We start from the raw sequence: 21,530 nt of genomic DNA on the forward strand, positions 1-21,530 counted from the left end.
ATGGAGAGACACGTGACGATCATGACCACGCCAGAGGATGCGCAGCGTTTCCACAAGGATTTCGCTCAGCTGGTGGCCAACATCGAGCAGGCCGTGCTGGGCAAGCAGGACTGCGTCAAACTCGCTCTGGCCTGTCTGTTCACCGGGGGACATCTGCTGCTTGAGGACAAGCCTGGAACGGGAAAGACGTTGCTGGCCAAGGCGCTGGCGCGCAGTGTCGAGGGCCGCACCAAGCGGGTGCAGTTCACCCCGGACCTGCTGCCCGGCGACATCACCGGCGGCATGATCTTCGACTTAGAAAAGCAAGAGCTGCAGTTACGGCGAGGCCCGGTCTTCACCAACATCCTGCTCGCCGATGAGATCAACCGTGCCTCGCCCAAGACACAGTCGGCTCTGCTGCAGGCGATGGAGGAGGGGCAGGTATCCATCGACGGCGAGAACCATGTGCTCGATCAGCCCTTCATGGTGATCGCCACGCAGAACCCGATCGAACAGGCGGGCACCTATCCCTTGCCGGAGGCGCAGCTGGACCGCTTCCTGGTGCGGACCGAGCTGGGCGACCCCGCTCCGCGCTATGCCATTCAGCTGATGCACGAGGCGTTCCGGATGGACAGATCGGAATTGGTGCAGGAGCTGATCGGGGTAAGGGGTGTGGTGGACCGCAAGCACATCGCGGCCGGCGTTCACGTCGAGACGGAGGTGTTGCAATACGTCAACGACATCGCGGTGAAGACACGCGCGGACAACCAGGTCCAGGTCGGGGTCAGCATGCGGGGCTGTCTGGCGCTGGTGCGGCTGGCGAAGACGTGGGCGGCAGCCGAGGGACGGCATTTCGTCATCGGGGACGACATCAAAGAGCTTGCCGTCGAGGCGCTGGCACATCGGCTCGTGCTCACGGTGGAAGCGGAATTCCGTGATGTCAAGGCGGTAAGCGTGATCCAGCGCATCGTGGACTCGCTGCCTGTCCCCAACGGTGGTCCGCGGCGATGACCGCCATCGCCAACGCGGCACAGGATCCCGGCGCGACACGAATAGTGTCGGTGTCGGGCATGGCTGGTTCGCTGGTGCGATCCGTGGTTCATTCGACGGTTCTGCGCCGGACCCGCATCGCGTTGCGGGTGCCGACCCAGCTCGGGTGGACGGTGATGGGCACCGGCGCGGCCGCCGGAGTGCTGGGCTGGTTCCTGGCCTGGACCGAGCTGAGGATGATCGCTCTGTTCTGTGTCGTCCTCATGGTTTATGCCGGGCTCTACACGTTCGGCAAAGCCGATCTCGAGGTGGATGTCGACGTCGAGACACCGTGGGTGGATCGGAAGGAGAAGGCCACCGTCAAGGTCGATGTCGTCGCCAAGAACAGGCTGCGCGGTGGCGCATCGCTCGAGGTGCCGATCGCGGTGGGAAGGCAGCGGCCCGAAGTGAAGACTCCGCCGCTTGGCTCCCTGTCCCGGGGCGCGCTGAAAACCGTGGATCTGAGCGAATTTATCCCCACCGCGAAGCGTGGTGTGGTGGCGATCGGCCCGGTGCAGACGGTACGCGGCGATCCCATCGGGCTGCTGCGCCGCCCAATGTCCCTGGCCGAACGGAAAGAACTGGTCGTCAAGCCGGATACCGTCGTCATCGCCAGTCTCGGTGCGGGCATGTTGAAGGACCTGGAAGGCAAAGCCACCAACGAGCGCTCGGCCAGCGATGTGTCCTTCCACTCGCTGCGCGACTATGTTCCGGGCGACGACCTGCGGCACGTACACGCGGTGACTTCAGCCCGTTTCGGCAAACCGATGGTGCGTCAGTTCGTTGACACTCGCACCGCCCATTTGTCCATTGTGGTCAGTGGGGCGGAAGCGGAATACGGCAGCGAGCAGGAGTTCGAAGACGCCATCTCGATCGCCGGGTCGATCGCGGTTAGAGGCGTAGACGACGACCAGCGCGTCGCGGTGCTCGCCGCGGGACAGCACACTCCAACGAGATCCCGGCAGTCGCGTTCGCTGATCCTCGACCCGTTCGCCCGCGCCGAATTCGGGGCCGGCCTGGCCTTGGTGGCCGGGTCCCGGCGAATGAAACGGCTCGTCCCGGATACGAGCATCGCCGTTCTGGTCACCGGCGGCCGGGCGGGGGAGATGGAATTGCGCAAAGGGGCTCGGGTGTTCGGGCCCGACGTGCGCTGCATCGCCATACAGGTCAAGGCGGGAAGTGACATCGACGTGGCCCGCGCCCGGCGGCTGCTCGTGGTCAGTGTGCCGTCGCTCGGCGGATTCGGCACGATCGGCTCGATTTTCGGGAAAGGCTGGTCATGAAACGCGACAGCTATCCAACCGCAGTCTGGGATGTCGCCACGATCGCCGTCACCACTGTGGTCGCGCTGACGGCGCTGGACTCGGTCTACGCCGGACGCCGGTACCTGCTGACCGGGGCGATCGGGTTGGGTCTGGGCCTCGGTCTCGGGTGGCTGGCCAACCGGCTGCGCTGGATGCCGCCGACTGCCATCCTGGCGGGCCTGGCGCCGGTTACGGTAGCCGCCGGACTGCTCGCGCTTCCGGAGACGATGCTGTTTTTCGTGGTACCCAGTCTGCGTACCCTGGACGGGCTTTGGGCGGGTGCGGTCGACGGCTGGCGCGGGCTGCTGACCACGGTGCCGCCGGTGGTCGACGACGGACCCCTGCTGCTGGTGCCCTACCTCGGCGGGTTTGCGGCAGCGTTGAGCGCGGTGCTGCTGGCCGGCCGGGTGAAGCTGCTCGTCGCCCCGGTGCTGCCCGGAGCGCTGCTGCTCGTGGCGGGGCTGTTGCTCGGGACCCGAGAGCCGGTGTCTGTCCTGCTGAACGGAACAGCTTTCGCGGCCCTGGCGCTGGTGGCGGTCACGGTGCGGGATCGCCGCCGTAGCGGAACGAAGGTGCCGGGCCGCAGTCAGGTGGCGAGGCAGCTGGGTCAGTCCACCACCATGGTGGCGGTGGCGGCCGGGGCGGCGTGGATGCTGGCCCTGCCCCCGGCTGTGTCCGGGGTGGATGATCGCTATGTCTTGCGCGAGCACATCGAGCTGCCCTTCGACGCGAACGTCTACCCGAGTCCGCTCGCAGGATTCCGCCGGTACGAAGTCCTGCAGAAAGACAAGGTGCTGTTCAACATCGTGGGGCTGCCCAACGACGCCCGCCTGCGGTTGGCGGTGATGGACAACTACGACGGTCTCGTTTGGACAGTCGCGCAAGGTGGCGGACGCCGGGCGGCTTCCGGGGTCTTCGAGCGCATAGGTGCCCGGATTCCGGCCACGGTCAAGGGCACCGAGGCAAGATTGCAGATCACCATCCGGGAGCTGGGCGGCGTGTGGGTGCCCATCGCGGGCGAGCCGACCGCCATCACGTTTCCCGGTCAGCGCGGCGGTGAGCTGACCGACGCGTTCCGCCTCAACCGCGCGAGCCAAACCGGGGTGATGGCGGGACATTCCCTGCTGCGCGACGGCGACACCATCGCGATGGATGTCGTCGTGCCTCCGGCAATGGACTGGCAGTCGAAAGGCAAAAGCCTCGCCGGACAAGCGGTACAGGCGGTGTCGCTGCCGACGTTGGAGGGCGTGCCCGATCGGGTCGGCGCCGTGGTGGCCGAGCGCACCAGCGGCATGACCGGTGCCTACGAGATGCTCGACAGCCTGTACAAGGCGCTCCAAGGCGGGGACTTCAGCGATGGCACCGGTCTGGCCGGTACCGGGCTGACAGTTCTTCCGGGGCACTCCGCGGGACGCATGCGCGAGTTCCTCACCGGCCCCAGACCGGTTGGCGATCCGGAGCAGTACGCGGCCGCGTTCGGCCTGTTGGCCCGCGAGCTTGACCTGCCCGCTCGGGTGGTCCTGGGGGTGCGCCCCAAAGAGCGTAACGGTGCCACCGACATCACCGGGGGCATGGTGACCGCCTGGGTGGAAGTCAAATTCGCCGAAGCCGGCTGGGTGGCTATCGATCCCACACCCGAGGTGCACAACAAGCCGAAGCCGCCGGACCCGCCTGCGCGCCACGAAGGCAACGCCCAGCTGATCCAGCCGCCGATCGTGCCCGAGATGCCGCCGGCGCAGATGCCGCCGCCGGGCGAGGAGGGAATCGACCCCCCACCGGAGCCACCGTGCGGGTTGTGCGATGCGGCGCTTCAGTTCCTGAAGTATGCCGGCCCACCGCTGCTGTTCATCGGGTTGCTCGCCGGGCTGATCCTGGGTCTGAAGGCCTGGCGCAGGCGTCGCAGGCGTCGTTACCCGACCGTGCGCCTTCGGGTCGCGGGTGGCTGGCTGGAGCTGCTGGACCGGTTGCGCGATCATCGTGTGCCGGTCCCGGCCGACCTGAGCCGACGGGAGACGGTGACTGCGCTCTATCGCATGAGCGACAAGGATTTGGGCCCGGCGCACAAGCGGGCCATCCGGGAGCTCGCGCATCTGGCTGACAGATGTGTCTTCGCCCCTGACCAGTTCGAGCCCCCGGAGCAGGACCAGAAGTTCTGGTCCACTATGGACGACGCCTTGCGTGCGCTCTCCCGGGAAACGTCATTCTGGCAGCGGCTAGCCGCCAGGCTCAATCCGACCACTCTCCTGCCCGCGGCTGCCATCGCCGCACTGCCTTTCGGGATTCGGCCATGACCGGTATGAAACTCACCCTTGCCACCCCCGGCCAGGGCCGGGTGGATCTTGCGATCACCGCGCCGTCCGGCGTGACCGTGGGCGCGCTCGCCCAGGCGATGGCAGATCGCGATCCCGACCGCAGTAGGCGGTTGCCCGCGCCGGTGACGCTCGCGGTGCACGAAGCGGACGGGTCACGGATTCTCGATCCCGGCCACGAGCTGGACCAAGCCGGGCTCAGCTCAGGAATGTCGGTGAGTCTGCGCTCGGCCGACCCCAGAGCCGGCAGTGCCGCCGCGCTCGTCCAGGTGGGTGTTCTCCAGGTGCTGGAGGGCCCGGACAAGGGCCGCAGCTATCCGCTGCACAGCGGCAGCAATCTGGTCGGCCGTGACTCCTCGTGTACAGTCGCCCTTTCCGACAGCCAGGTGTCCAAAGTGCACGCGGTGGTCCATATCGGCTCGACGGTTCAGATCCGGGACATGAACTCCACCAATGGCGTGCGGTTCGGCGGCGGCCTGGTGACCCGAGCGGTGGTGCGTCCGGACGACCGGGTGGAGCTGGGCGACAAGACCGTGGTCTCGATCAGCGCCTCGGTGCGGGCGGCCGGGCCGGGCAGCGGGACCTATCAACACAATCGTTCGCCGCGCCTGGACCCTGCCTACGAGGGAATCACCTTGGAAGCGCCCACCGCGCCGAAAGAGGCCGCGCGCAGGCGCTTTCCGCTGATTCCGATGCTCACCCCACTCATCATGGGAAGCGCGCTTTTTCTTCTGACCAGATCGCCCTTCTCACTGATCTTCATCTTCATGAGCCCGCTTATGGTTGGCGGCGCGTATGCCGAAGACTTGATTTCTCGGCGGCGTGAGTACAAGGCGGCACTGGCCGTGTTTCGGGAAGCGCTGCGGGCACTGGACCGCGACTTGCGTGCCGCGGCTGCGGCCGAGCACGCGCAGCGGTGCGCGTCGCACCCGTCCACGGGAGAGCTGGTGACTTCCGCGCATGCGTTTGGCCCACTGCTGTGGACGCGGCGACCCGAGCACCCAAGCTTCCTGGAGCTGCGCGCCGGCCTGGCGACATTGCCTTCGCACAACAAAGTCAAGCTGCCCACCCGCGGCGAGACCAAGCAGGATGTCTGGGACGAGCTGAAGGCAACAATCACGCCGTTCGCCACCGTGGAGCTGGTGCCGGTCGTGGCCAGCCTGCGTGACTCCGGCGCCCTGGGCGTGGCCGGCGCCCCGGACGCGGCGCGCCGAGTGGCCCGCGGCCTGATCGGGCAGCTGATCACCTTGCATTCACCGGCCGAGGTGGTGCTCTGCGCCATCATGTCGACCGCCAGCGCCGAGAAGTGGCAGTGGCTCAAATGGCTGCCGCACTCGTCTGCCTACCCGCTTTCGCCGCATACACCGTTGAGATCTGAGCAGCTGAGTGCTGGCGGTGCCTCGGCTGCAACATTGATGGCTGAACTGGACGACCTGATTCAGCTGCGTTCAGCGGACAAGTCGCGAATTCTCCCCAACATCGTGGTCCTTGTCAGCGACGACACCAATGCGGACAGGGGTCGCTTGGTGGACTTGGCCGAACGCGGGCCGGAGTGCGGCATCCACATCATCTGGCTGGCGGATCGGGTGGCCGGCCTTCCCGCCACCTGCCGCACTTTTGTCGAAGTGGTGAACGAGGGCACCGTCGGCGAGGTGGGATTTGTTCGCACCGGCGACCGCGCGGAAAAGGTTCGCCTTGAGCCGCTTAGCAACCGGCAGGCGGAGGCGCTCGCGATGCGGCTGGCCCCGGTGGAGGATGCGGGCGCCAGGGTCGCCGACGAAAGCGACCTGCCCCGCATGGCTTCGTTTGTGTCGCTTGAGGGATCTGATGTGGACAGCGATCCCTACGCGGTGATCGACCGGTGGAAGGAAGCCAAACCGGGCTTGCATGCGCTGATCGGTGCGGTCGGCGCCAATCAGGCCTTCCCCTTGGACCTGGTGGCAGTGGGCCCACACGCGTTGTTGGGTGGCACCACCGGCGCAGGCAAAAGCGAGTTGCTGCAAACCTGGCTGTTGGGAATGGCGGTCGCCCATGACCCGCGGCGGGCGAATTTCCTGCTCGTGGATTACAAGGGCGGGTCGGCTTTCGGGCAGATCAGCACGTTGCCGCACGCCGTGGGCATGGTGACCGATCTGGATCCGCATCTGGTCCGCCGGGTGCTGACCTCGCTGCGGGCCGAAGTGACGGCGCGGGAGAAGACTCTGGAGAAGTTCAAAGCGAAAGACCTGGCGGATCTGGAGCGTCACCATCTGGAACACGCCCCACCCCGCCTGGTCATCGTCGTGGATGAATTCGCCGCATTGAAGACCGAGATTCCTGAGTTCGTCGACGGCATGGTGGACATCGCTCAGCGCGGCAGATCCCTTGGGCTGCACCTGATCCTGGCCACCCAACGGCCGACGGGCGTGATCAACGATCAGCTCAAGGCCAACACCAACCTGCGGATCGCGTTGCGCATGGCCGATGCGGGCGACAGCATTGATGTTTTGGGTACACCACAAGCCGCAGGATTTCCGTTAGACGTTCCCGGAAGAGCGGCTGCCCGCACCGGCCCGGGACGGGTCGTCAACTTCCAGGCCGCCTACGCGGGCGGCTGGACAAACGCCGACACCGCAAGCCAGGCTGTCCAGATCCGGCCGATGCCGTTCGGCCGTGAGGATCCCTGGCTTGCCGACTACATCGAGCCCGATCACGCGCTGACCGATATCGCACGGGTGGTCAAAGCGGTAATAAAGGCGGACAGCCTGTTGAGCCTGCCCCCGCGAAACGTGCCATGGCTGCCGGAACTCAAAGCCGCCGTAGACATCCCGCGCCGCGATGAAATCAAAGACAGTCCAGGGCTTGTTTTCGGGGTACGAGATCTGCCCAAGGAACAGGCCCAGCCGCACGCCGTTTTCGACCTCGACGCTGGTAACCTTCTCGTCTTCGGGACCGGCGGCAGTGGCAAAAGCACGTTGCTGCGCACGCTGGCGATCGCCGCCGTACGCGGGGATGCCGGGCCGTGCCACGTATACGGCATCGACTTCGGCAACCGCAGTCTGGACGCGCTCGAACTGCTCGGGCAGGTGGCGCCGATCATTCGCGGCGACGACACCGAACGCCTGACCCGGTTACTGGACCGCCTGATCGGGCTCATCAAGTACCGGGCCACCCAGTTCGGCGGGGTCACTTCGCTCGCCGCGCATTGGCGTCGCCTGCCCACCGCCGAGCCCTGGCAGGTGCCGCGGATACTCCTGCTGGTCGACGGAGCGGGCACGTTCTCGCAGCAGTACGCGCCGGGTACCTCGGCCGGCCTATACGAGAAGCTGGTCGAAGTCGCGACCCGCGGACGTCAGGTCGGTGTTCATCTCGCGATGACGAGCGATCGCCCGAACGCCGTCCCGGGCGGCCTTTCGGGAACGGCCCAGCTGCGGGTGGTGCTGCGTCTGGCGGCTGAGGGCGACTACAACCTGGTCGGGGTGCGCAGCTCCGAGGCGTTGGCACCGGACGCGCCGCCCGGGCGCGGCCTGCTCGAGCGTGCAGAGCTTCAAGTCGCCGTCGCGGGCGGCGGCGACCTCGACGCGGAGCAGCATGCGATCAAGCTGCTGGCGGACAGCACCCGAAATCTGCCACCGGCCGCGCCGGTTCGGAGCATGCCCGCTCAGGTGCACCTGTCGCAGCTCCCCTCCGCATCGGACCAGCCGCCGATCGGCTTGGCGTATGACACGCTGGAACCGGTGGGGTTCCACCCAAGCGGATTCTTCATCGTGACCGGGCAGGCCACCTCGGGCCGCACTACCACCGTGCGCACCATCGCCGGCGCGCTGAGCCGCTGTCGTCCCGAGATGCCCTTGATCTTGTTGGGGCCACGAGCGAACCCTGAGCTGCGGCATGCGGCAAAGTGGTCCGATCATGCTCTCGACCCGGCCACCGCGGCCACCCTAATGGAATCCCTGGCCGCCAAACTGATTGGGGTCGCACCGCATGCGGTCATCATCGACGGCTTCCCCGAGCTGGCCGAGATGCGCGATCTTTCCTCCAAACTGGAGGCCATGCTCAAGGTCTGCCGGGAGCATAAACACTTCGTGGTGGTGGAGGGCGATTCCACCCGCATGATGAAGGGCGACAACCTGTTCAGCATGGTCCGTACCCGAAACGGTGTGGGCATGCAGAACGCGCCCGCGCTGCAGTTCTCCACCCTGCTTGGTTTTGATCAGGCCAAGGCGCCCAAAATCACGGCGCCCCCACCGGGCCGCGCGCTCTTGGTTGTCCATGGACAACCGCGAGTCGTGCAGATTGCGTTGCCAACATGAACCTTCGGCTCGAACCGGACGGTGGTCACATATGTTCACCTGGTCAGTGAAGTAGGGGAGTTGTCCCCATGTACCGAACCCAAATAGCGCCATATGGTCTTTGAAGACCGTCTACGACAGGAGTGAGAGATGACTGGCCCTTACCTTGGTATGGACCCGGAGCAGGTGCGCACGATGGCGTCCCAGCTAACCGCTGGGGCGCAACAGGTTCGCGACCTCGCCAGCAGCCTTGGGGCCCAGATTGAGGCCACCCCATGGACAGGTGCCGACCGGGACCAGTTCCTCAGCGATTGGCAGAGCTACCACGTGAATTCGCTCCTTCACGTGGCGGACGCGATCGACCAGGCGTCGCAGAAAGCTGTTTCCAATGCGGAACAGCAGGAGCAGGCCTCCGCGTAAACGCAGGACCGCCGCAACGGCCCATGTTTTCGTGGGCCGCCGGCGGCGCGAAACCCGCAATCGCGCGAAACTGCGAAGGGAAGAATTGGTTCGATGTCAAGTCATGCTGGCGTGGGATTCATTGGCTCCGACCCCCATCGGGTCGAGCAACTCGGCGCGGCCTTGCTGGCCGGCGCGGAGTTGCTGGACGATGTCCGGTCTCAGCTGACCAGTCTGCTGTATCACTCGACGTGGGAGGGCCGCGATTCGGTTGAGGCGCGGGAGGACTGGTCCAGTTCCTCCGCCCCCGCCCTGGGTATCACAGCCGAATTGCTGCGCACGATGAGTCAGGTGGCCTACGCCAACGCTCGCCAGCAAGTCGAGACAAGCCTGGGCGACGGATCCGGCGTCATCGGCCACGGAACGGGCTCAGGCCACGGGCACCAGGAGGGCGGGCATGATGGCCACGATCGCGGCCTGTTTGGCCTCCTTGGTCCACTACACATCCTCGTCGATCTCGGTGAGATTGGCATCCACGTCATGCGTGAGGTGCCGCCGTGGCTCAAGATGGGCGGAAAGCTGCTTGGCCCCATCGGGCTGGGCATATCGGCCTTGGACTTCTACGACTATTTCATGAAAGGCGACACCGGTGGTGCTGTTCTCAGCGCGGCAAGCTTCATCGTGGGCGGCATTGGCGTCGGCTTGACGGTGGCTGCCGCGATCGCGTCCGCGCCGGTGTCCGTGCCGGCGATAGTGCTGCTGAGCGTGGCTGGGGTCGGCTTGGCCTTCGCCGCTGAATTCCCGTCGGCTCGGGAGTGGGTCGGCGACCGCTGGGACGACATGATGGAGTTTGGCGGGGACGTTGTCGAATTCAGTGGCGGCGTGATCAATGAGCTGGCCACCGATGCGCACGCCGCCTGGGATGCGACCGCCGAATTCACCGGCAACGTGGTCGAGGGCGTGGTTGACGGCGCACAGAATCTCGCCTCCGGCGCGGTTGACTTCGGCAAGGGTGTTTACGACTTTGTCTTCTGAGGGAGCCCCACATCATGCCTGACACCCAAGACCAGGTCGTCCTGACCGCGGCCGAGCTGTCGTATTTGATTGCCAGCAGCCCGAGCACCACCCAGCTGGGCAGCCGAGCCGCCGAAGTCGTTGGCCTCACGTCTGATGAACGTCACGAGGCATCGGTTTCGGCGGGATTCAGCTCGCTTATCGCGCGGGGGCTGGCGATCAGCGACGGCAACCAGGTGACACTGGCGCCCTCCACGTCCGCGGTCAGCGACGCGCTCAGCCAATCCCAGGTGAACATCCAAATTGGCCTGGTGGCAGCCGAGCGAGCCGACGGAGCGATACTTTTCAAATCCGAGCGGGTGCGCCTCCTGCTCTCGCCACGGCGGCACCGCTGTTTCGACCTCGTCGGCCTCGACCCGCGAGGCGACCTGCCCGGGCAGCTGCTCGCCATCACCCGTGACTTCCTCGGGCGGTATCGGCCCGGTGTAGTAACCATTGTGGTGGACACAGCCGGTCGTGGTACCCCCAGCGACTTGGGATGGACCACAGTCGCCGCCGATACCGACGCTCAAAGCTGGTCGGTCGTTTTCGGCCGGGAGCCTTCGGACATAGACCGGGGGGTCGGCGAGGAACAGGCCGTCCACCGGATGCGTGGCCGGCTGCAGGAGCTGCTCGCCTGATCAGCGGCGCACGGCGACGGTTATCCGGCCGTTTCGCAACGAGCCGTTGCTTTCCGCGGGCAGGTCAAGGCCTGCCGAGAGGGTGAGCAGATCGCTGTCCGAGTTGACGTCGAAACCGTTGTTGCTCAACATACTTCGCATGTGCTCGGGTCGCCACTGCGAGCGCCACGGCTCACCCGCCAGCGGGTCAGGCTGCCGCGACAGTCGCAGCACGAGACGCATGACGGCTCGCATTACGGTCGCCGGCAACGACTTGGCCTGGTAGTTGATGATGAGCCGGCTGGCCGGTGCGGAAAGCTGCGCGATCTGGCCGACTGTCGCCCGCACCGCGCTGGCGGTCAGGTAGGGCACCACCCCTTCCCATACCCAGGTGGTGACGCGGCCGCGATCGAAGCCTACCTGTTCGAGCGGAGGACCAAGGCGCTCGCTGGCCAAATCGGTGGCCGCCATGACAAGCCGCCCGGCCGTGGGGGCGAGGCCGTCGATCCGCCGCAGCTTGTCCTGCTGCGAGGCGGGGTGGTCGACCTCGAACACGGTGGCCCGACCCAGCTCGGGCATTCGCCAGGCCCGTGCGTCGAGCCCCGCGCCGAGGATGACGACCTGTTCGGCGGCGTGGTCGCGGATCGCGTCGTCGATCGCGATGGTCCGCGGCACCATGGTCAGCCCGGTCCGCCGACGCATTTCGTACGCCATCCGGTCTGCGCCATCGGTGGGCACCTGGCCGGCGCGCACGCGATCCACGATGACCCGTTCCGCGGGCTCCAGCAATTGCGAGGCAATAGGGTCAGCGAACCGGCCGACGGCGAAGCGGCCGTCGGCGATCGCCCGCCCCTGACAGACGAGGACCGCGGTCGAGCTGGCAGCACGCAAGGTCATGCGTCCAGTCTGCCAGCACGGCGCGAGACCCGGCCAGTTAGATAGCGTTGCAGGGACCCGAGTATTTCGCCGGGTCGCTTTCTCCCATGGTCGCGATGCCGACACGCACCCGCACGTTCTTGAACTGCTGATTTTTCATCCAGGCGATGTCTTCCGGCTTCATCTGAGTGCGCTGTGTCGCGCTGGGACACAGCGATGGCGCGAACCGGAAGGGCACCCCCGCGTTGCTTATCAGCTGCACTCCCTGCTGACCGCCCACCGTGGTGTCGATAGCGATGGTGAATGAGTGTGGGCGCCGCAGACTGCCGACCATCACGTTAATCACCTTGGACTCGCCCGGTGCGATCGTGACCGTTTTGCCGGAGAAGTAGGGCACGTTCGGGGGGATCTGCGCCGGGTCGGCGCCCCTATCGTGTTCGTAGGCGATCGGGGAATCCGCATCGATGTTGAAGCGCAGATTGATGTCCTCGTCGCTGCTTCCTCCACCCTCGTTTCCCAGCTTGTAAGCCAGGCCCAGGGGCATGCATTCCTCGACGATGTTCACGAGCCGAACGCTGGAGATGGTGATCGGATCGCGGCCCTGGTTCCTGGCGGCTATCGGAACGTGCGCGCCACCGAGAAGGAACAGGCCGTCCTGCCAAGCCTTGCTGACCGACCAATCCGGCGCTTTTCCAGTGGAAAGCAGGGCTGGGTACTTCGCGAGTGTCTCATCTGACAGCGCATAGTTGAAGCCGAATCCGTCGGTGAGCCTTGACGAGACGGCGATCGTGAGTGCGGTCGAGGTCTGCTTCTCAACATTTCTGGGCGGCAACGGGCAAGAGCCGGAAACCGATGCGCCAGGCGACCCGGCCGCGCCCGAGGTCGCCGCCGCGGAAGGTGGCGGCGTTGAGGAACCGCACCCGGCGAGTCCCAACACAACCAGACATCCGGCTGCCGCCCGGAAAGCAATCCCGCTCAGTGGCATTGTCATGCTCCTTCTCCGCAGTCGGCCAACGGGGCCGAGCTTTCTCGGACGACGCCGAGAATTCCGGTTGTATCCGGCACATGCTGGTCCGCTGGAATGAGGTCGAGCCCATGGCTGGTGAGCTTCCAAACGTTGACGGTCTCCGAGAAGACGACGAAGACGCCGAAGGAAGCACGTTGTTCCCGACGCTCTATCGACTGCGGTGAACGTGCGAAGACCCGATAGAAAATCTGTGTACAGGGGGGAATGTCGCCGAGATCGACGCCAACCGTGCTCGTGACCCCCGCGTTGTCGACCAGCGGAAGGAACGGTGTGACGGACCGGATCGGGACAACCGATCTGTTCGACATCTGGATGTCCAAACCACGCGGCTTCACGCTGCTCGCCTCATCGCCGACCTGAACCCAGGTGGAAACGCGCGATGCGTAAATACGCATCTGTCGCTGCCTTTCGAAATTGTTCAGCTCGATTTGCAGCATGTTCACTTTGCGCTGATCGTTCAGCGTCAGCACGGTGACGATGAGCGCGAGAACGGCCACCACCAGGGCCAAACCAGAGAAGGCGGCATTGAGATGTTCGGGCTTGCGCAGATATGCCGGTATGCGGCGGGTGGTCGGCGACGGTGCCGGAGCTAATTCAAGATCGCTTGTTGCTTCGTCGCCATCGGCCATCTAAATAGGACCCCTCAGTGACCGCATGCTCACACAATGGCGTCTGTCACTGACAACTTCTATAACTTGTCGGATAGCTGACGCGTCAGTTTGTCCGCGATCGCAGCCGAGATCTGGTTTGCGTCCATTGCTTCCGAGTCGAATGCCATATCGGCGGGGATGCCGGGCAGCAGGCGCCGGAAGCGATGGTGGGCGCGGCAATGGAACCGAGGCTCGCGGGACAGCCCGCGCCCTGGATCGGCGAGTGCTCGTGCGAACGTCACGGATACCGTGGCATCGATGACCACCCACAGCAATGCCGTGCCGGCCGGGAGCGTGTGGGTCAGCGCGGCGCGTTCCTCGGTGGTGTGGAAGGGGCCGACCGCCACGACGTAATCGACGTTGGAGCGCAGCCACTGGCCGACGAGCGCACCGTGCGCTTCGTGTGCAGCGAACCAGAGGCGAGCTTTGCCCGCGCCAGGTGGGCCTACCATCGCCGCCACCTCATCGACGTCTGCCACCACCACGGTGCGGCCCTGGTCGGTCAGGCGTTGGGTGAGTTCGTCCGCGACCGTGTTCTTGCCGGCCGCGATCGGGCCGGTGAGAATCACGAGTTGAGGCATGCGCTCAGGACCCCAGGTAGCGCAGCGCGGAACGGGCCGCGTGGTAGCCGCACATGCCGTGGACGCCGGCGCCCGGCGGCGTCGCGGCGGAGCAGAGGTAGTAACCGGGCACACCGAGCTGGTAGGGGTCGAGCGCGAAGCGGGGGCGCAGCATCACCTGTCGTGGGGTGTTGGCGCCGGTCGCGATGTCGCCGCCCACGTAGTTGAGGTTGTAGGTGGCCAGCTCGGTCGTGGTGCGCACCGCAGTGGCGACGATTCTTTGCTTGGTACCAGGTGCGAAGCGCTCGATCTGGTCAAGGATCGCCGCGCTGGCGTCGCCGGGATACCCGTTGGGCACGTGTGCGTAGGCCCAGACCGGGTGCACGTCACCGCGCGAACGGGTGGGGTCGGCGAGGTACTGCTGTCCAATCAGGACAAACGGTTGCCGCGGTAGCTCGCCCCGGCCGATCGCCCGCTCGGCCGCATCGATCTGCTCGAACGTCCCTCCTAGATGGACGGTGCCCGCGCGGCGCGCCGGCGGGTAGGTCCAAGGGATGCCGCCGGAGACGGCGAGGTCAAGCTTGAACGCGGCCGGACCGTGCCGCCACCGCCCCAGCGCTCGCCGCACGCGACCCGGCAGGCGTTCGCCCATGATGTCGACGACCGCGCGCGGGCTGAGGTCGAACATGACGATGTCGGCGGCCGGCAGATCGGCCACGGAGCGGACCGGACGCCCGGTCTGGACAACTCCACCCGCGTCGCGCAGCGTCGCGGCCAACGCGTCGGTGATGGCCCGGGAGCCGCCTTGCGCGACCGGCCAGCCGTATCGGTGTCCCGCGGCGATGAGCATCATGCCGATCGCGGCCGTCGTGGGCGTGCGCAGTGACTGGAACGCGTGTGCCGCCACACCCGCGAAAAGAGCCCGGGCGCCCTCGGTGCGCCAGCGGCGGGCGACCCATGATGCGGGCTGCAGTGCCCTCACCCCGAAATGGGCCAATCGCAAGGGATGCTTCGGCAGGTGTATGACCGGGCGGAAGACCTCGTCGGCCAGCGCCTCGAACCGGCTGGAGAGCGGTTCGAAAAGCCGTTGCCAGGCGCGCCCGTCGACGCCGAGATCGGCCTGTGTCTGGGCCAGCGAGCGCCACATTGAGGCACCGGCGCCGCCGTCGAGCGGGTGTGCCAGATCGACCTCCGGCTGCCGCCAGACCAGGCCATGCCGTTCCAGTTTCAGCGACTGCAGCACCGGCGAGCCGGCCCCCATCGGGTGCACTGCCGAGCAGTGGTCGTGCAGCAGACCGGGCAAGGTCAGCTCGCTGGTCCTGGTGCCGCCGCCGATCTCGCTGGCCGCTTCGAGAACGGTGACTTTCACGCCGGCCTGAGCCAGGAGCACCGCCGCGGTCAGCCCGTTCGGGCCGGCGCCGACGACAATCGCCTCGGTCATCGGCTCAGTGTCACAGCGGTCGGGTCGCGACGCAGCTGGCGGACAGGAAACGCGCCGTCGCTGTCCAGCCAAGGCTGGCGCGAAACCATGTCGGCGACATCGACATAGCCCTCTTCGACGAGCCCCGTTGCCGCGTCGACGATCCGGTAGTGCTGGCACTGCCGGTGGATCGGCTGCGACTCGAGGATGAGAACCCGAAGCTCGCCTTCGGCGAACCCGCACCTCTCCTGTACCGCCCGCAGCAGCGACTCGTTGTGCAGGTGCCCGTCGCCGAAGTTCCAGCCCAGCACCATGCCGGCGACCGCCTCGCCCTCGCGGATCGTTGCCCCGTTGAGGTCGGGCACCGTGCGAGGCAACAGGCCCATCAGGGCCCGGCCGTGCGTGTGCATCGCGCGCCAGGCCAAACCCTTGTACAGCAACATATCTGCCACGTCTTGACCGTACAGTCTGGACAGCTGGGTCACCGGAAGCCCGCTCGCCTTGCGGATCCGGCGATCGAGCACCTCCTCGGCACCCTCCTGGAAACACCACAGGCTGGTCGCCCAGTTGCCGGCGTAGTAACGCATGGAGGGCAGGAACGAGACAAGCCGTGGCATGACGTTTCCGAGCATGAGGACAGCGGCCAACCCGGCGGCCAACAGCGCCACAAGCAATGGCGCGCTGGCGTCGCTGAACCCGATTCCGCTGTAGTGGCCGAACAGGACGAGCGCGGAGTAGACGAAGAAGACGTTCCACTCCAGCGGCACGCCCATCGGGAACGTCGAGAAGATGTGGGTGTGGAACAGCACCATGATCGCCAGCGCCGCCATCGTCACTGTGCCGCCATTGGAGAAAAGCAGCACTGTCGGCACGGTGAATTCGATGACCGTGCCGGTGTGCGCGGCGAACCCCGCCAATCGCGATGGACGCAAGTCTTCGGGGAAGTTGCGATAGAACTTGCGTTTGAGCCATTTGACGCGCTGCAACGGACTGTTGCTGATCATGACTGCGACCACGAATGGGAAGTGCCGGTTGAGCTTCGAGGTGGCGGCACCCCACCAGAGCGCGACCATGATGAGCTTCAGCCCGAGCACCATGTCCAGGTAGGGCAACGCAAATACCAGCAACGTCACCCAGTAATGCTCGCCGCGCGCGGCCAGAAAGATTGTCTTGTCGCGCAAACCCAGCACCGCTAGCGCGACGACGAGGGGCACCATTCTCACGGGATCAATAAGGCCGACCGTGTTCCCCGGCGGGATGCTGCTGGGATCGCCGGGGGAGAGCAGCAGCCAGACCGCGGACGCCAGCACGGCGAGGTAAAGCGCAACATCGAGCGGGCCACGCCGGGTCCCGCCGGTCAACGGAATCCGCGGCCACGGTGCCAGCCGCACTGTGCCCGGCCGCAGCCAATAAAGCAAACCACCCAGCGGCGGCAGGAAACGCAGGGTCAATGGACCCGACCCGCAACCGAGCCCGAGCACCTCCCACAGCAGTGTCCAGATGACAATCTTCTGGTAGACAACGAGCTCGAACCACCAGCTGCTGACATTGCCCAGCGAACCGATGCCCGGGGTGGCGGCGGCGACCGCCAGGCCGCCGATGGCATATCCGGCCACCTTCGCCACGTACAACAAATGAATGGCATATGGGGTCCCGAAGCCATGGTCAACCCAGTGCTGTGCCAGCGGCTTGATGCGCTGCAGATGCGGACGCGAGCGCCATTCCGCCACGTCCAGGTCGGGCAGCGACGGTTTGATCCATCCCATGACTCACCTACACAGACCGTAGTCGAATTGGTGGCACCCTATGCTGCCGGGCGCGCGTTCGGCTAGTGCCCTGTCCCGAGGTTGTGCGCTCATAGTCAACCCGGTTGCTGCCGGCCGGCCTGACAATTGGTAGGCCTCAATGGCGTCGGAGTATCAGGAGACGGCTATGCGCGTGTTGTATGACACCAGAACAGTGCACCCGCTTGATCGCTACGACTACGCCCGAGCCGGTGCCGCCGCCGAGCTGGCCCCGGTGGTGATCCGTGGACGTGCGCCGGGCGACCTGCTGGCGGTGATGTCGGTCGCCCAGGTCGGCGACTTCGCGGTCGAGACCGTGACTTGGGGCGCGGACTCGGAAATCGTGGCGTACCGAACTGAGCGCCTGATCAGGGCCTGCGATCCCGAATGCTACCGAATATTTTTAAGCATCAATGGTGGGGTACGGATGGAGCAGGCCGGCAATCGGATATCGTTTCGTGCTTCGGACATCGCGCTTTACGACCTGTCCCGCCCTTGGCAGGCGACGCATACGACCGGGCCGATCCCGATGCAGCTGGTGATGCTGACCTTCCCGCGCACCTCGGTGCCGATCGCCCGCGCCACGGTCGCGCCGCTAATCGGCAGCGTCATGCCCAGGAACCTGCCCGGGCGCAGCCTGATCGCCCAGTTCCTCGCCGGGCTCAGCGACCCTCGCACCGCCGCCGAACAAGCCGCCCTTACCGAGGTTCTGCGCGAATGCATAGCCGGGCTGATCCGCCAGCGGCTCGGCCAACCGAGCGGGTTCACCCCGCACACCCGCCGGCTGCTGCATCTGGCACACGTCCGCGGGATAGTCCGCCGTCATCTCGGCAACCCGGCGCTGGGCCCAGCGCAGATCGCCCAAGCGGCGAACATCTCGCCGCGCTATCTGCACAAGCTGTTCCAGGGCACGCAGCTCACGCCGATGGAGCTGCTCAAACAGCTACGGCTCGAGGAGTGCCGCCGCAGCCTAGAAGATCCCGCGTTGGCCGCCATGCCGGTGAAGGACATCATCTCCGCGCACGGATACCTTCGCCCCGACCAGTTCGCCCGGGACTTCAAACAGCTCTTCGGCATTTCCGCCACCCAGGTCCGCAGGCAGGCCCGGCAACCCTGGCGCGAGGGGTGAACCGTGGACCGGCCAAGCCCCCCGCCGCAACTCGATCAGCCGCCCAACCGGCTCATCCAGATCGATGTCACCGTCACCCTGCCCCGGCGCCTGGTGTGGCTGCTGACCGGCATCGCCGTCGGCAACCTCGGCCTACCCGATCGTCTGCTGGAGACAGCAGCCTTCCTCCTAAAAGCCCTCAACCAGTCCGAATGAACCACACTCCAGACCTCCCGCCCGGCTCGTGACCATGATGAGCACGCACGCAGGCGCGTTGATTGAGCGTGCCCGCTTGGCTGCCGGCCTTAGCCAGCGTGCCCTTGCGGACGCGACCGGTATCTCACAGTCCACGTTGTCGCGGATCATCTCTGGCGATCGTGTCGCGAAGATTCCCGAGATCGTGGCCATTGCGCGGGCAACCGGGCACACCATCGCCCAGCTCACCGGAGCCGGGACGGTGGCTGATCGGGTTCTGTGCGTTGCCAGGGCTACCAACGACTCGGGGATGGATGACATGCGGCGTGCGCTCTTGCACTTCCTGGAGCTGAACGACTACCTGGATGAGCAGGCGATCCCTGCCACGATCTGAGGCGGATGGGGTAGATGAGCGCTGAGATCGAGGGGCGTACTGCTGCTGCGCGATTTCGCGAGGAGCACCGGCTGGGTTTGCAGCCGATGGGTGACCTGATTGCTCTCATTGAACAGGCGACCGGGATCGACGTGGCTGTGCTCGACGCCGGACCGGACGAGCATGGCATGACAATGAGGGATCCACGACGCAACACCGTCGTCATTGGCGTTGCTCGCACCCAATATCCGATGCGGCAGCGCAGCACCCTCGCCCACGAGCTCGGCCACGTGATCTTTGAGGACTGGGCCGCCAAGGACGCAGGCAACTTGAGCGAGCGGACCCACGAGGAGGTCCGGGCCGACGCATTCGCACGGCACGTCCTTGTCCCGGTGGATGGCGTAAGCGAGTTCCTTGGCAGCCGAACTTCCGTCACTCAGGCGGCCCTGTCGGTGATCGTCCAGCGTTTTCTGGTATCACCCGCGATTGCCGCCATCGCCTTGCATCAGGCCGGCTATATCGATGTCGCCACCAAAAAGGATTGGATGGCGCTGTCTGCGCTTGATGACGGCATGCCTCCCTATCGAGAAGACTGATCTCCTCTCGCCCGTCCACTGGTCGTGACAACGGTTGAGGGGCGGTAGGGTCGACGCCGTGCGCGGAGGCTCGCACGTGAGGAACGGGAGGCTGAGGTGGCCGAGACGACGGTGGCCGAGGTGATGGCCGAGCTGGCCGCGCTTGAGGACCCGAAGGCGCGCGAGGTGAACGAGCGACATGGTGACGATCACGGGGTGAACCTCGGCAAGCTGCGCGAGCTGGCGAAGCGGCTGAAGACGCAGCAGGAACTCGCGCGCCAGCTCTGGCAGACCGATGACACCGCGGCGAGACTGCTGGCGATCCTGATCTGCCGCCCTAAGCCTTTCCAGCGTGACGAGCTGGACCTCATGTTGCGCCAGGCCCGCACCCCCAAGGTGCACGACTGGCTCGTGAACTATGTGGTGAAGAAGAACCAGCACTCCGAGCAGCTGCGCCTGATCTGGTCGGCCGATGCCGATCCGGTGGTGGCGAGTGCCGGCTGGGCGCTGACCACCGAACGCGTGGCGAAGAACCCCGAAGGACTCGACCTGGGCGAGCTGCTCGACACCATCGAGGCGCAAATGAAAGGCGCCCCGGACAGGTTGCAGTGGGCGATGAACCACTGCCTGGCTCAGATCGGCATCGAGCACGCCGAGCACCGCACCCGCGCCATCGACATAGGTGAGCGCCTGGAGGTGCTCAAGGACTACCCGACCCCGCCGAACTGCACCTCTCCTTTCGCGCCCATCTGGATCACCGAGATGGTGCGCCGACAGAGCTAGGGCATGGACGAGCCGCTACCGCGACAGCTGCGTCGCGGTAGCGGCCGTTTGCTTGATGGCTCGGTCAGCAGGGCTTGAAGTACCACCACGGACTGACGTTCACCGAACCGGAACCCTTAGCGGTGTGGGTGAACACGACCGTCGTTCCGTTCTGGCCGTAGGCCACGGCGGTGGTGTTTGTGCTCTGGTTGTTGTTGTACGGCGCCAGGTCCCACCAGTTGTACAGCGGGTACGTTCCACACTGCCAGAAGTCGAACCGCGTGCCGCGCACGATGATGCAGAATTTCCACTCCGGGCACGAGATGGCGTTGATCGTGCTACGCGACTTTTCCGAGTAGTACGGGTCGACGGTGACGTTGTAGCCGTTGTACTTGATTTCGGTGGCAGAGACCTGCGTCCCGCCGGGGTAGGTGGCGAGGACCTCGTCAACACGCTTCTGCAGATCAGCGGCGCCTGCTGGCGCGCTGTAGGCAGCCGAATCGGCAGCGACGGACGCTTGCGCGGGTGCCGACGCCATCAGGGCGATGACGCCAGCGAGCGCGAGGATTGCGGACATACGTCTCTTCATGATCGTGCATTCCCTCCGCTTGGGTTCCATGGTTTGCTGTGGCGGCGGGCGGAATCGACGCTCCTATTAGGATGAATCATATTTGCCCCCGCCAATGTGAGCGTATGAGCGTGGCGGAAGCCCGGATAACCTATGAGGTTGCAGGGTGACCGATCGGCAAGCCGCCGTTAGCCTGCGTGCTGAGAGGCGGCTAGCATCGGGCGGATGCGGATGGTTGAGAAGGTGATCGCCTACATTGTTCGCGACGGCAGGATCGTGGTGTTCCTGCACCCCGACGATGCCAGTTTTGACGAGTCGGGTCTTCAGGTCCCGGCAGGGACCGTGGAGCCAAACGAGTTGCCGGCCGATGCGGTGCTGCGCGAGGCCCGCGAGGAGACCGGCCTGGCTGGCCTGCGCATCGTGCGTTACCTCGGTGCCGCCGAGTACGACATGCGCCCGAGTCAAGACGCCGTCCACATTAGACATTTCTTTCAGCTCGCGGTCGATGGCGAGGTGCCCGAGCGCTGGGAAGAGTATGAGCGCGGCGACGGCACCGCTGACCCGATCAGATTTGAGCTCTACTGGCTGCCGCTGCGCCAGGTGCATGTGGTCGGTGCGGGCATGGCCGCGATGGCGGCCCGCATCATCGCGGAACACCAGGGTTGAAA

At 65.8% G+C, this 21,530-nt stretch carries 20 protein-coding genes; 13 read left to right on the top strand and 7 right to left on the bottom strand.

The genetic code is table 11. The features are described from left to right. Window positions 1-21: 21 nt before the first annotated feature. The 7 genes from Rhe02_RS37250 to Rhe02_RS37280 all read left to right on the top strand — a co-directional run bounded on the left by Rhe02_RS37250 (window position 22) and on the right by Rhe02_RS37280 (window position 10,985). Window positions 22-990 (top strand): AAA family ATPase, encoded by a 969-nt coding sequence (locus Rhe02_RS37250; protein WP_239124300.1) that lies wholly within the window; start codon window positions 22-24, stop codon window positions 988-990. Continuing rightward, the gene (locus Rhe02_RS37255) at window positions 987-2,291 is read left to right on the top strand and encodes a DUF58 domain-containing protein (protein WP_203913179.1); all 1,305 of its coding nucleotides are present in this window, start codon (window positions 987-989) and stop codon (window positions 2,289-2,291) included. The genes Rhe02_RS37250 and Rhe02_RS37255 overlap by 4 nt, the downstream gene beginning before the upstream one ends. Further along, the gene (locus Rhe02_RS37260; protein ID WP_203913180.1) at window positions 2,288-4,603 is read left to right on the top strand and encodes a transglutaminase-like domain-containing protein; all 2,316 of its coding nucleotides are present in this window, start codon (window positions 2,288-2,290) and stop codon (window positions 4,601-4,603) included. Before Rhe02_RS37255 ends, Rhe02_RS37260 begins: the two co-directional genes overlap by 4 nt. Then, window positions 4,600-8,913, top strand: a complete 4,314-nt coding sequence (locus Rhe02_RS37265) for a type VII secretion EssC family protein (protein WP_203913181.1) — start codon at window positions 4,600-4,602, stop codon at window positions 8,911-8,913. The genes Rhe02_RS37260 and Rhe02_RS37265 overlap by 4 nt, the downstream gene beginning before the upstream one ends. A gap of 129 nt (window positions 8,914-9,042) precedes the next feature. Further along, window positions 9,043-9,312: a WXG100 family type VII secretion target gene (locus Rhe02_RS37270; protein ID WP_203913182.1), complete on the top strand. Its 270-nt coding sequence runs from the start codon at window positions 9,043-9,045 to the stop codon at window positions 9,310-9,312. Between the two features lie 93 nt (window positions 9,313-9,405). Next, window positions 9,406-10,326 carry a hypothetical protein gene (locus Rhe02_RS37275; RefSeq protein ID WP_203913183.1) on the top strand — a complete coding sequence of 307 codons (921 nt, stop codon included), beginning with the start codon at window positions 9,406-9,408 and terminating at the stop codon, window positions 10,324-10,326. A 14-nt stretch (window positions 10,327-10,340) separates the two neighbouring features. Then, complete coding sequence (locus Rhe02_RS37280; RefSeq protein ID WP_203913184.1) at window positions 10,341-10,985, top strand: hypothetical protein; 645 nt, start codon at window positions 10,341-10,343, stop codon at window positions 10,983-10,985. On the opposite strand, the gene Rhe02_RS37285 is transcribed toward Rhe02_RS37280, so the two are convergent. The 6 genes from Rhe02_RS37285 to Rhe02_RS37310 are packed head-to-tail and all read right to left on the bottom strand — an operon-like array spanning window position 10,986 to window position 17,263. Continuing rightward, window positions 10,986-11,861 (bottom strand): class I SAM-dependent methyltransferase, encoded by an 876-nt coding sequence (locus Rhe02_RS37285; protein ID WP_203913185.1) that lies wholly within the window; start codon window positions 11,859-11,861, stop codon window positions 10,986-10,988. Window positions 11,862-11,898: 37 nt separating this feature from the next. Next, a complete protein-coding gene (locus tag Rhe02_RS37290) occupies window positions 11,899-12,831 on the bottom strand; it encodes a hypothetical protein (protein WP_203913186.1) in 933 nt (310 codons plus the stop codon). Then, entirely contained in the window at window positions 12,828-13,496 is a 669-nt protein-coding gene (locus Rhe02_RS37295) for a hypothetical protein (RefSeq protein WP_203913187.1), read from the bottom strand. Before Rhe02_RS37295 ends, Rhe02_RS37290 begins: the two co-directional genes overlap by 4 nt. A gap of 59 nt (window positions 13,497-13,555) precedes the next feature. Then, complete coding sequence (locus Rhe02_RS37300) at window positions 13,556-14,098, bottom strand: AAA family ATPase (protein ID WP_203913188.1); 543 nt, start codon at window positions 14,096-14,098, stop codon at window positions 13,556-13,558. A gap of 4 nt (window positions 14,099-14,102) precedes the next feature. Beyond that, complete coding sequence (locus Rhe02_RS37305; RefSeq protein ID WP_203913189.1) at window positions 14,103-15,518, bottom strand: phytoene desaturase family protein; 1,416 nt, start codon at window positions 15,516-15,518, stop codon at window positions 14,103-14,105. Continuing rightward, window positions 15,515-17,263, bottom strand: coding sequence for a DUF3556 domain-containing protein (locus tag Rhe02_RS37310; protein WP_203913190.1), 1,749 nt, complete (start codon window positions 17,261-17,263; stop codon window positions 15,515-15,517). The genes Rhe02_RS37305 and Rhe02_RS37310 overlap by 4 nt, the downstream gene beginning before the upstream one ends. Before the next feature lie 166 nt (window positions 17,264-17,429). Between Rhe02_RS37310 and Rhe02_RS37315 the strand changes: the two genes are divergently transcribed. The 5 genes from Rhe02_RS37315 (at window position 17,430) to Rhe02_RS37335 (ending at window position 20,315) form a co-directional block, all read left to right on the top strand. Further along, complete coding sequence (locus Rhe02_RS37315) at window positions 17,430-18,410, top strand: AraC family transcriptional regulator (protein ID WP_203913191.1); 981 nt, start codon at window positions 17,430-17,432, stop codon at window positions 18,408-18,410. 3 nt (window positions 18,411-18,413) lie between these two features. Beyond that, complete coding sequence (locus Rhe02_RS37320) at window positions 18,414-18,605, top strand: hypothetical protein (RefSeq protein WP_203913192.1); 192 nt, start codon at window positions 18,414-18,416, stop codon at window positions 18,603-18,605. Between the two features lie 34 nt (window positions 18,606-18,639). Beyond that, a complete protein-coding gene (locus Rhe02_RS37325) occupies window positions 18,640-18,978 on the top strand; it encodes a helix-turn-helix domain-containing protein (RefSeq protein ID WP_239124301.1) in 339 nt (112 codons plus the stop codon). 14 nt (window positions 18,979-18,992) lie between these two features. After that, entirely contained in the window at window positions 18,993-19,553 is a 561-nt protein-coding gene (locus Rhe02_RS37330) for an ImmA/IrrE family metallo-endopeptidase (protein WP_203913194.1), read from the top strand. Between the two features lie 96 nt (window positions 19,554-19,649). Further along, on the top strand, window positions 19,650-20,315 hold the full coding sequence (locus Rhe02_RS37335; protein WP_203913195.1) for a DNA alkylation repair protein: 666 nt from the start codon (window positions 19,650-19,652) through the stop codon (window positions 20,313-20,315). A 64-nt stretch (window positions 20,316-20,379) separates the two neighbouring features. Here the strand turns inward: Rhe02_RS37335 and Rhe02_RS37340 are convergent, their stop codons facing one another. Continuing rightward, entirely contained in the window at window positions 20,380-20,871 is a 492-nt protein-coding gene (locus Rhe02_RS37340) for a hypothetical protein (protein WP_203913196.1), read from the bottom strand. A gap of 216 nt (window positions 20,872-21,087) precedes the next feature. On the opposite strand from Rhe02_RS37340, the gene Rhe02_RS37345 reads away from it, so the two are divergent. Continuing rightward, on the top strand, window positions 21,088-21,528 hold the full coding sequence (locus tag Rhe02_RS37345; RefSeq protein ID WP_203913197.1) for an NUDIX hydrolase: 441 nt from the start codon (window positions 21,088-21,090) through the stop codon (window positions 21,526-21,528). Window positions 21,529-21,530: the final 2 nt, after the last annotated feature.

Origin of the sequence: Rhizocola hellebori (assembly GCF_016862955.1) — a bacterium.
Lineage (GTDB): Bacteria > Actinomycetota > Actinomycetes > Mycobacteriales > Micromonosporaceae > Rhizocola > Rhizocola hellebori.

Bases quoted from the DNA above. Each gene is read 5' to 3' on its own strand.
- Rhe02_RS37250 (WP_239124300.1), top strand. From the start codon at position 22: ATGACCACGCCAGAGGATGCGCAGCGTTTCCACAAGGATTTCGCTCAG.
- Rhe02_RS37255 (WP_203913179.1), top strand. From the start codon at position 987: ATGACCGCCATCGCCAACGCGGCACAGGATCCCGGCGCGACACGAATA.
- Rhe02_RS37260 (WP_203913180.1), top strand. From the start codon at position 2,288: ATGAAACGCGACAGCTATCCAACCGCAGTCTGGGATGTCGCCACGATC.
- Rhe02_RS37265 (WP_203913181.1), top strand. From the start codon at position 4,600: ATGACCGGTATGAAACTCACCCTTGCCACCCCCGGCCAGGGCCGGGTG.
- Rhe02_RS37270 (WP_203913182.1), top strand. From the start codon at position 9,043: ATGACTGGCCCTTACCTTGGTATGGACCCGGAGCAGGTGCGCACGATG.
- Rhe02_RS37275 (WP_203913183.1), top strand. From the start codon at position 9,406: ATGTCAAGTCATGCTGGCGTGGGATTCATTGGCTCCGACCCCCATCGG.
- Rhe02_RS37280 (WP_203913184.1), top strand. From the start codon at position 10,341: ATGCCTGACACCCAAGACCAGGTCGTCCTGACCGCGGCCGAGCTGTCG.
- Rhe02_RS37285 (WP_203913185.1), bottom strand. From the start codon at position 11,861: ATGACCTTGCGTGCTGCCAGCTCGACCGCGGTCCTCGTCTGTCAGGGG.
- Rhe02_RS37290 (WP_203913186.1), bottom strand. From the start codon at position 12,831: ATGACAATGCCACTGAGCGGGATTGCTTTCCGGGCGGCAGCCGGATGT.
- Rhe02_RS37295 (WP_203913187.1), bottom strand. From the start codon at position 13,496: ATGGCCGATGGCGACGAAGCAACAAGCGATCTTGAATTAGCTCCGGCA.
- Rhe02_RS37300 (WP_203913188.1), bottom strand. From the start codon at position 14,098: ATGCCTCAACTCGTGATTCTCACCGGCCCGATCGCGGCCGGCAAGAAC.
- Rhe02_RS37305 (WP_203913189.1), bottom strand. From the start codon at position 15,518: ATGACCGAGGCGATTGTCGTCGGCGCCGGCCCGAACGGGCTGACCGCG.
- Rhe02_RS37310 (WP_203913190.1), bottom strand. From the start codon at position 17,263: ATGGGATGGATCAAACCGTCGCTGCCCGACCTGGACGTGGCGGAATGG.
- Rhe02_RS37315 (WP_203913191.1), top strand. From the start codon at position 17,430: ATGCGCGTGTTGTATGACACCAGAACAGTGCACCCGCTTGATCGCTAC.
- Rhe02_RS37325 (WP_239124301.1), top strand. From the start codon at position 18,640: ATGATGAGCACGCACGCAGGCGCGTTGATTGAGCGTGCCCGCTTGGCT.
- Rhe02_RS37330 (WP_203913194.1), top strand. From the start codon at position 18,993: ATGAGCGCTGAGATCGAGGGGCGTACTGCTGCTGCGCGATTTCGCGAG.
- Rhe02_RS37340 (WP_203913196.1), bottom strand. From the start codon at position 20,871: ATGTCCGCAATCCTCGCGCTCGCTGGCGTCATCGCCCTGATGGCGTCG.
- Rhe02_RS37345 (WP_203913197.1), top strand. From the start codon at position 21,088: ATGCGGATGGTTGAGAAGGTGATCGCCTACATTGTTCGCGACGGCAGG.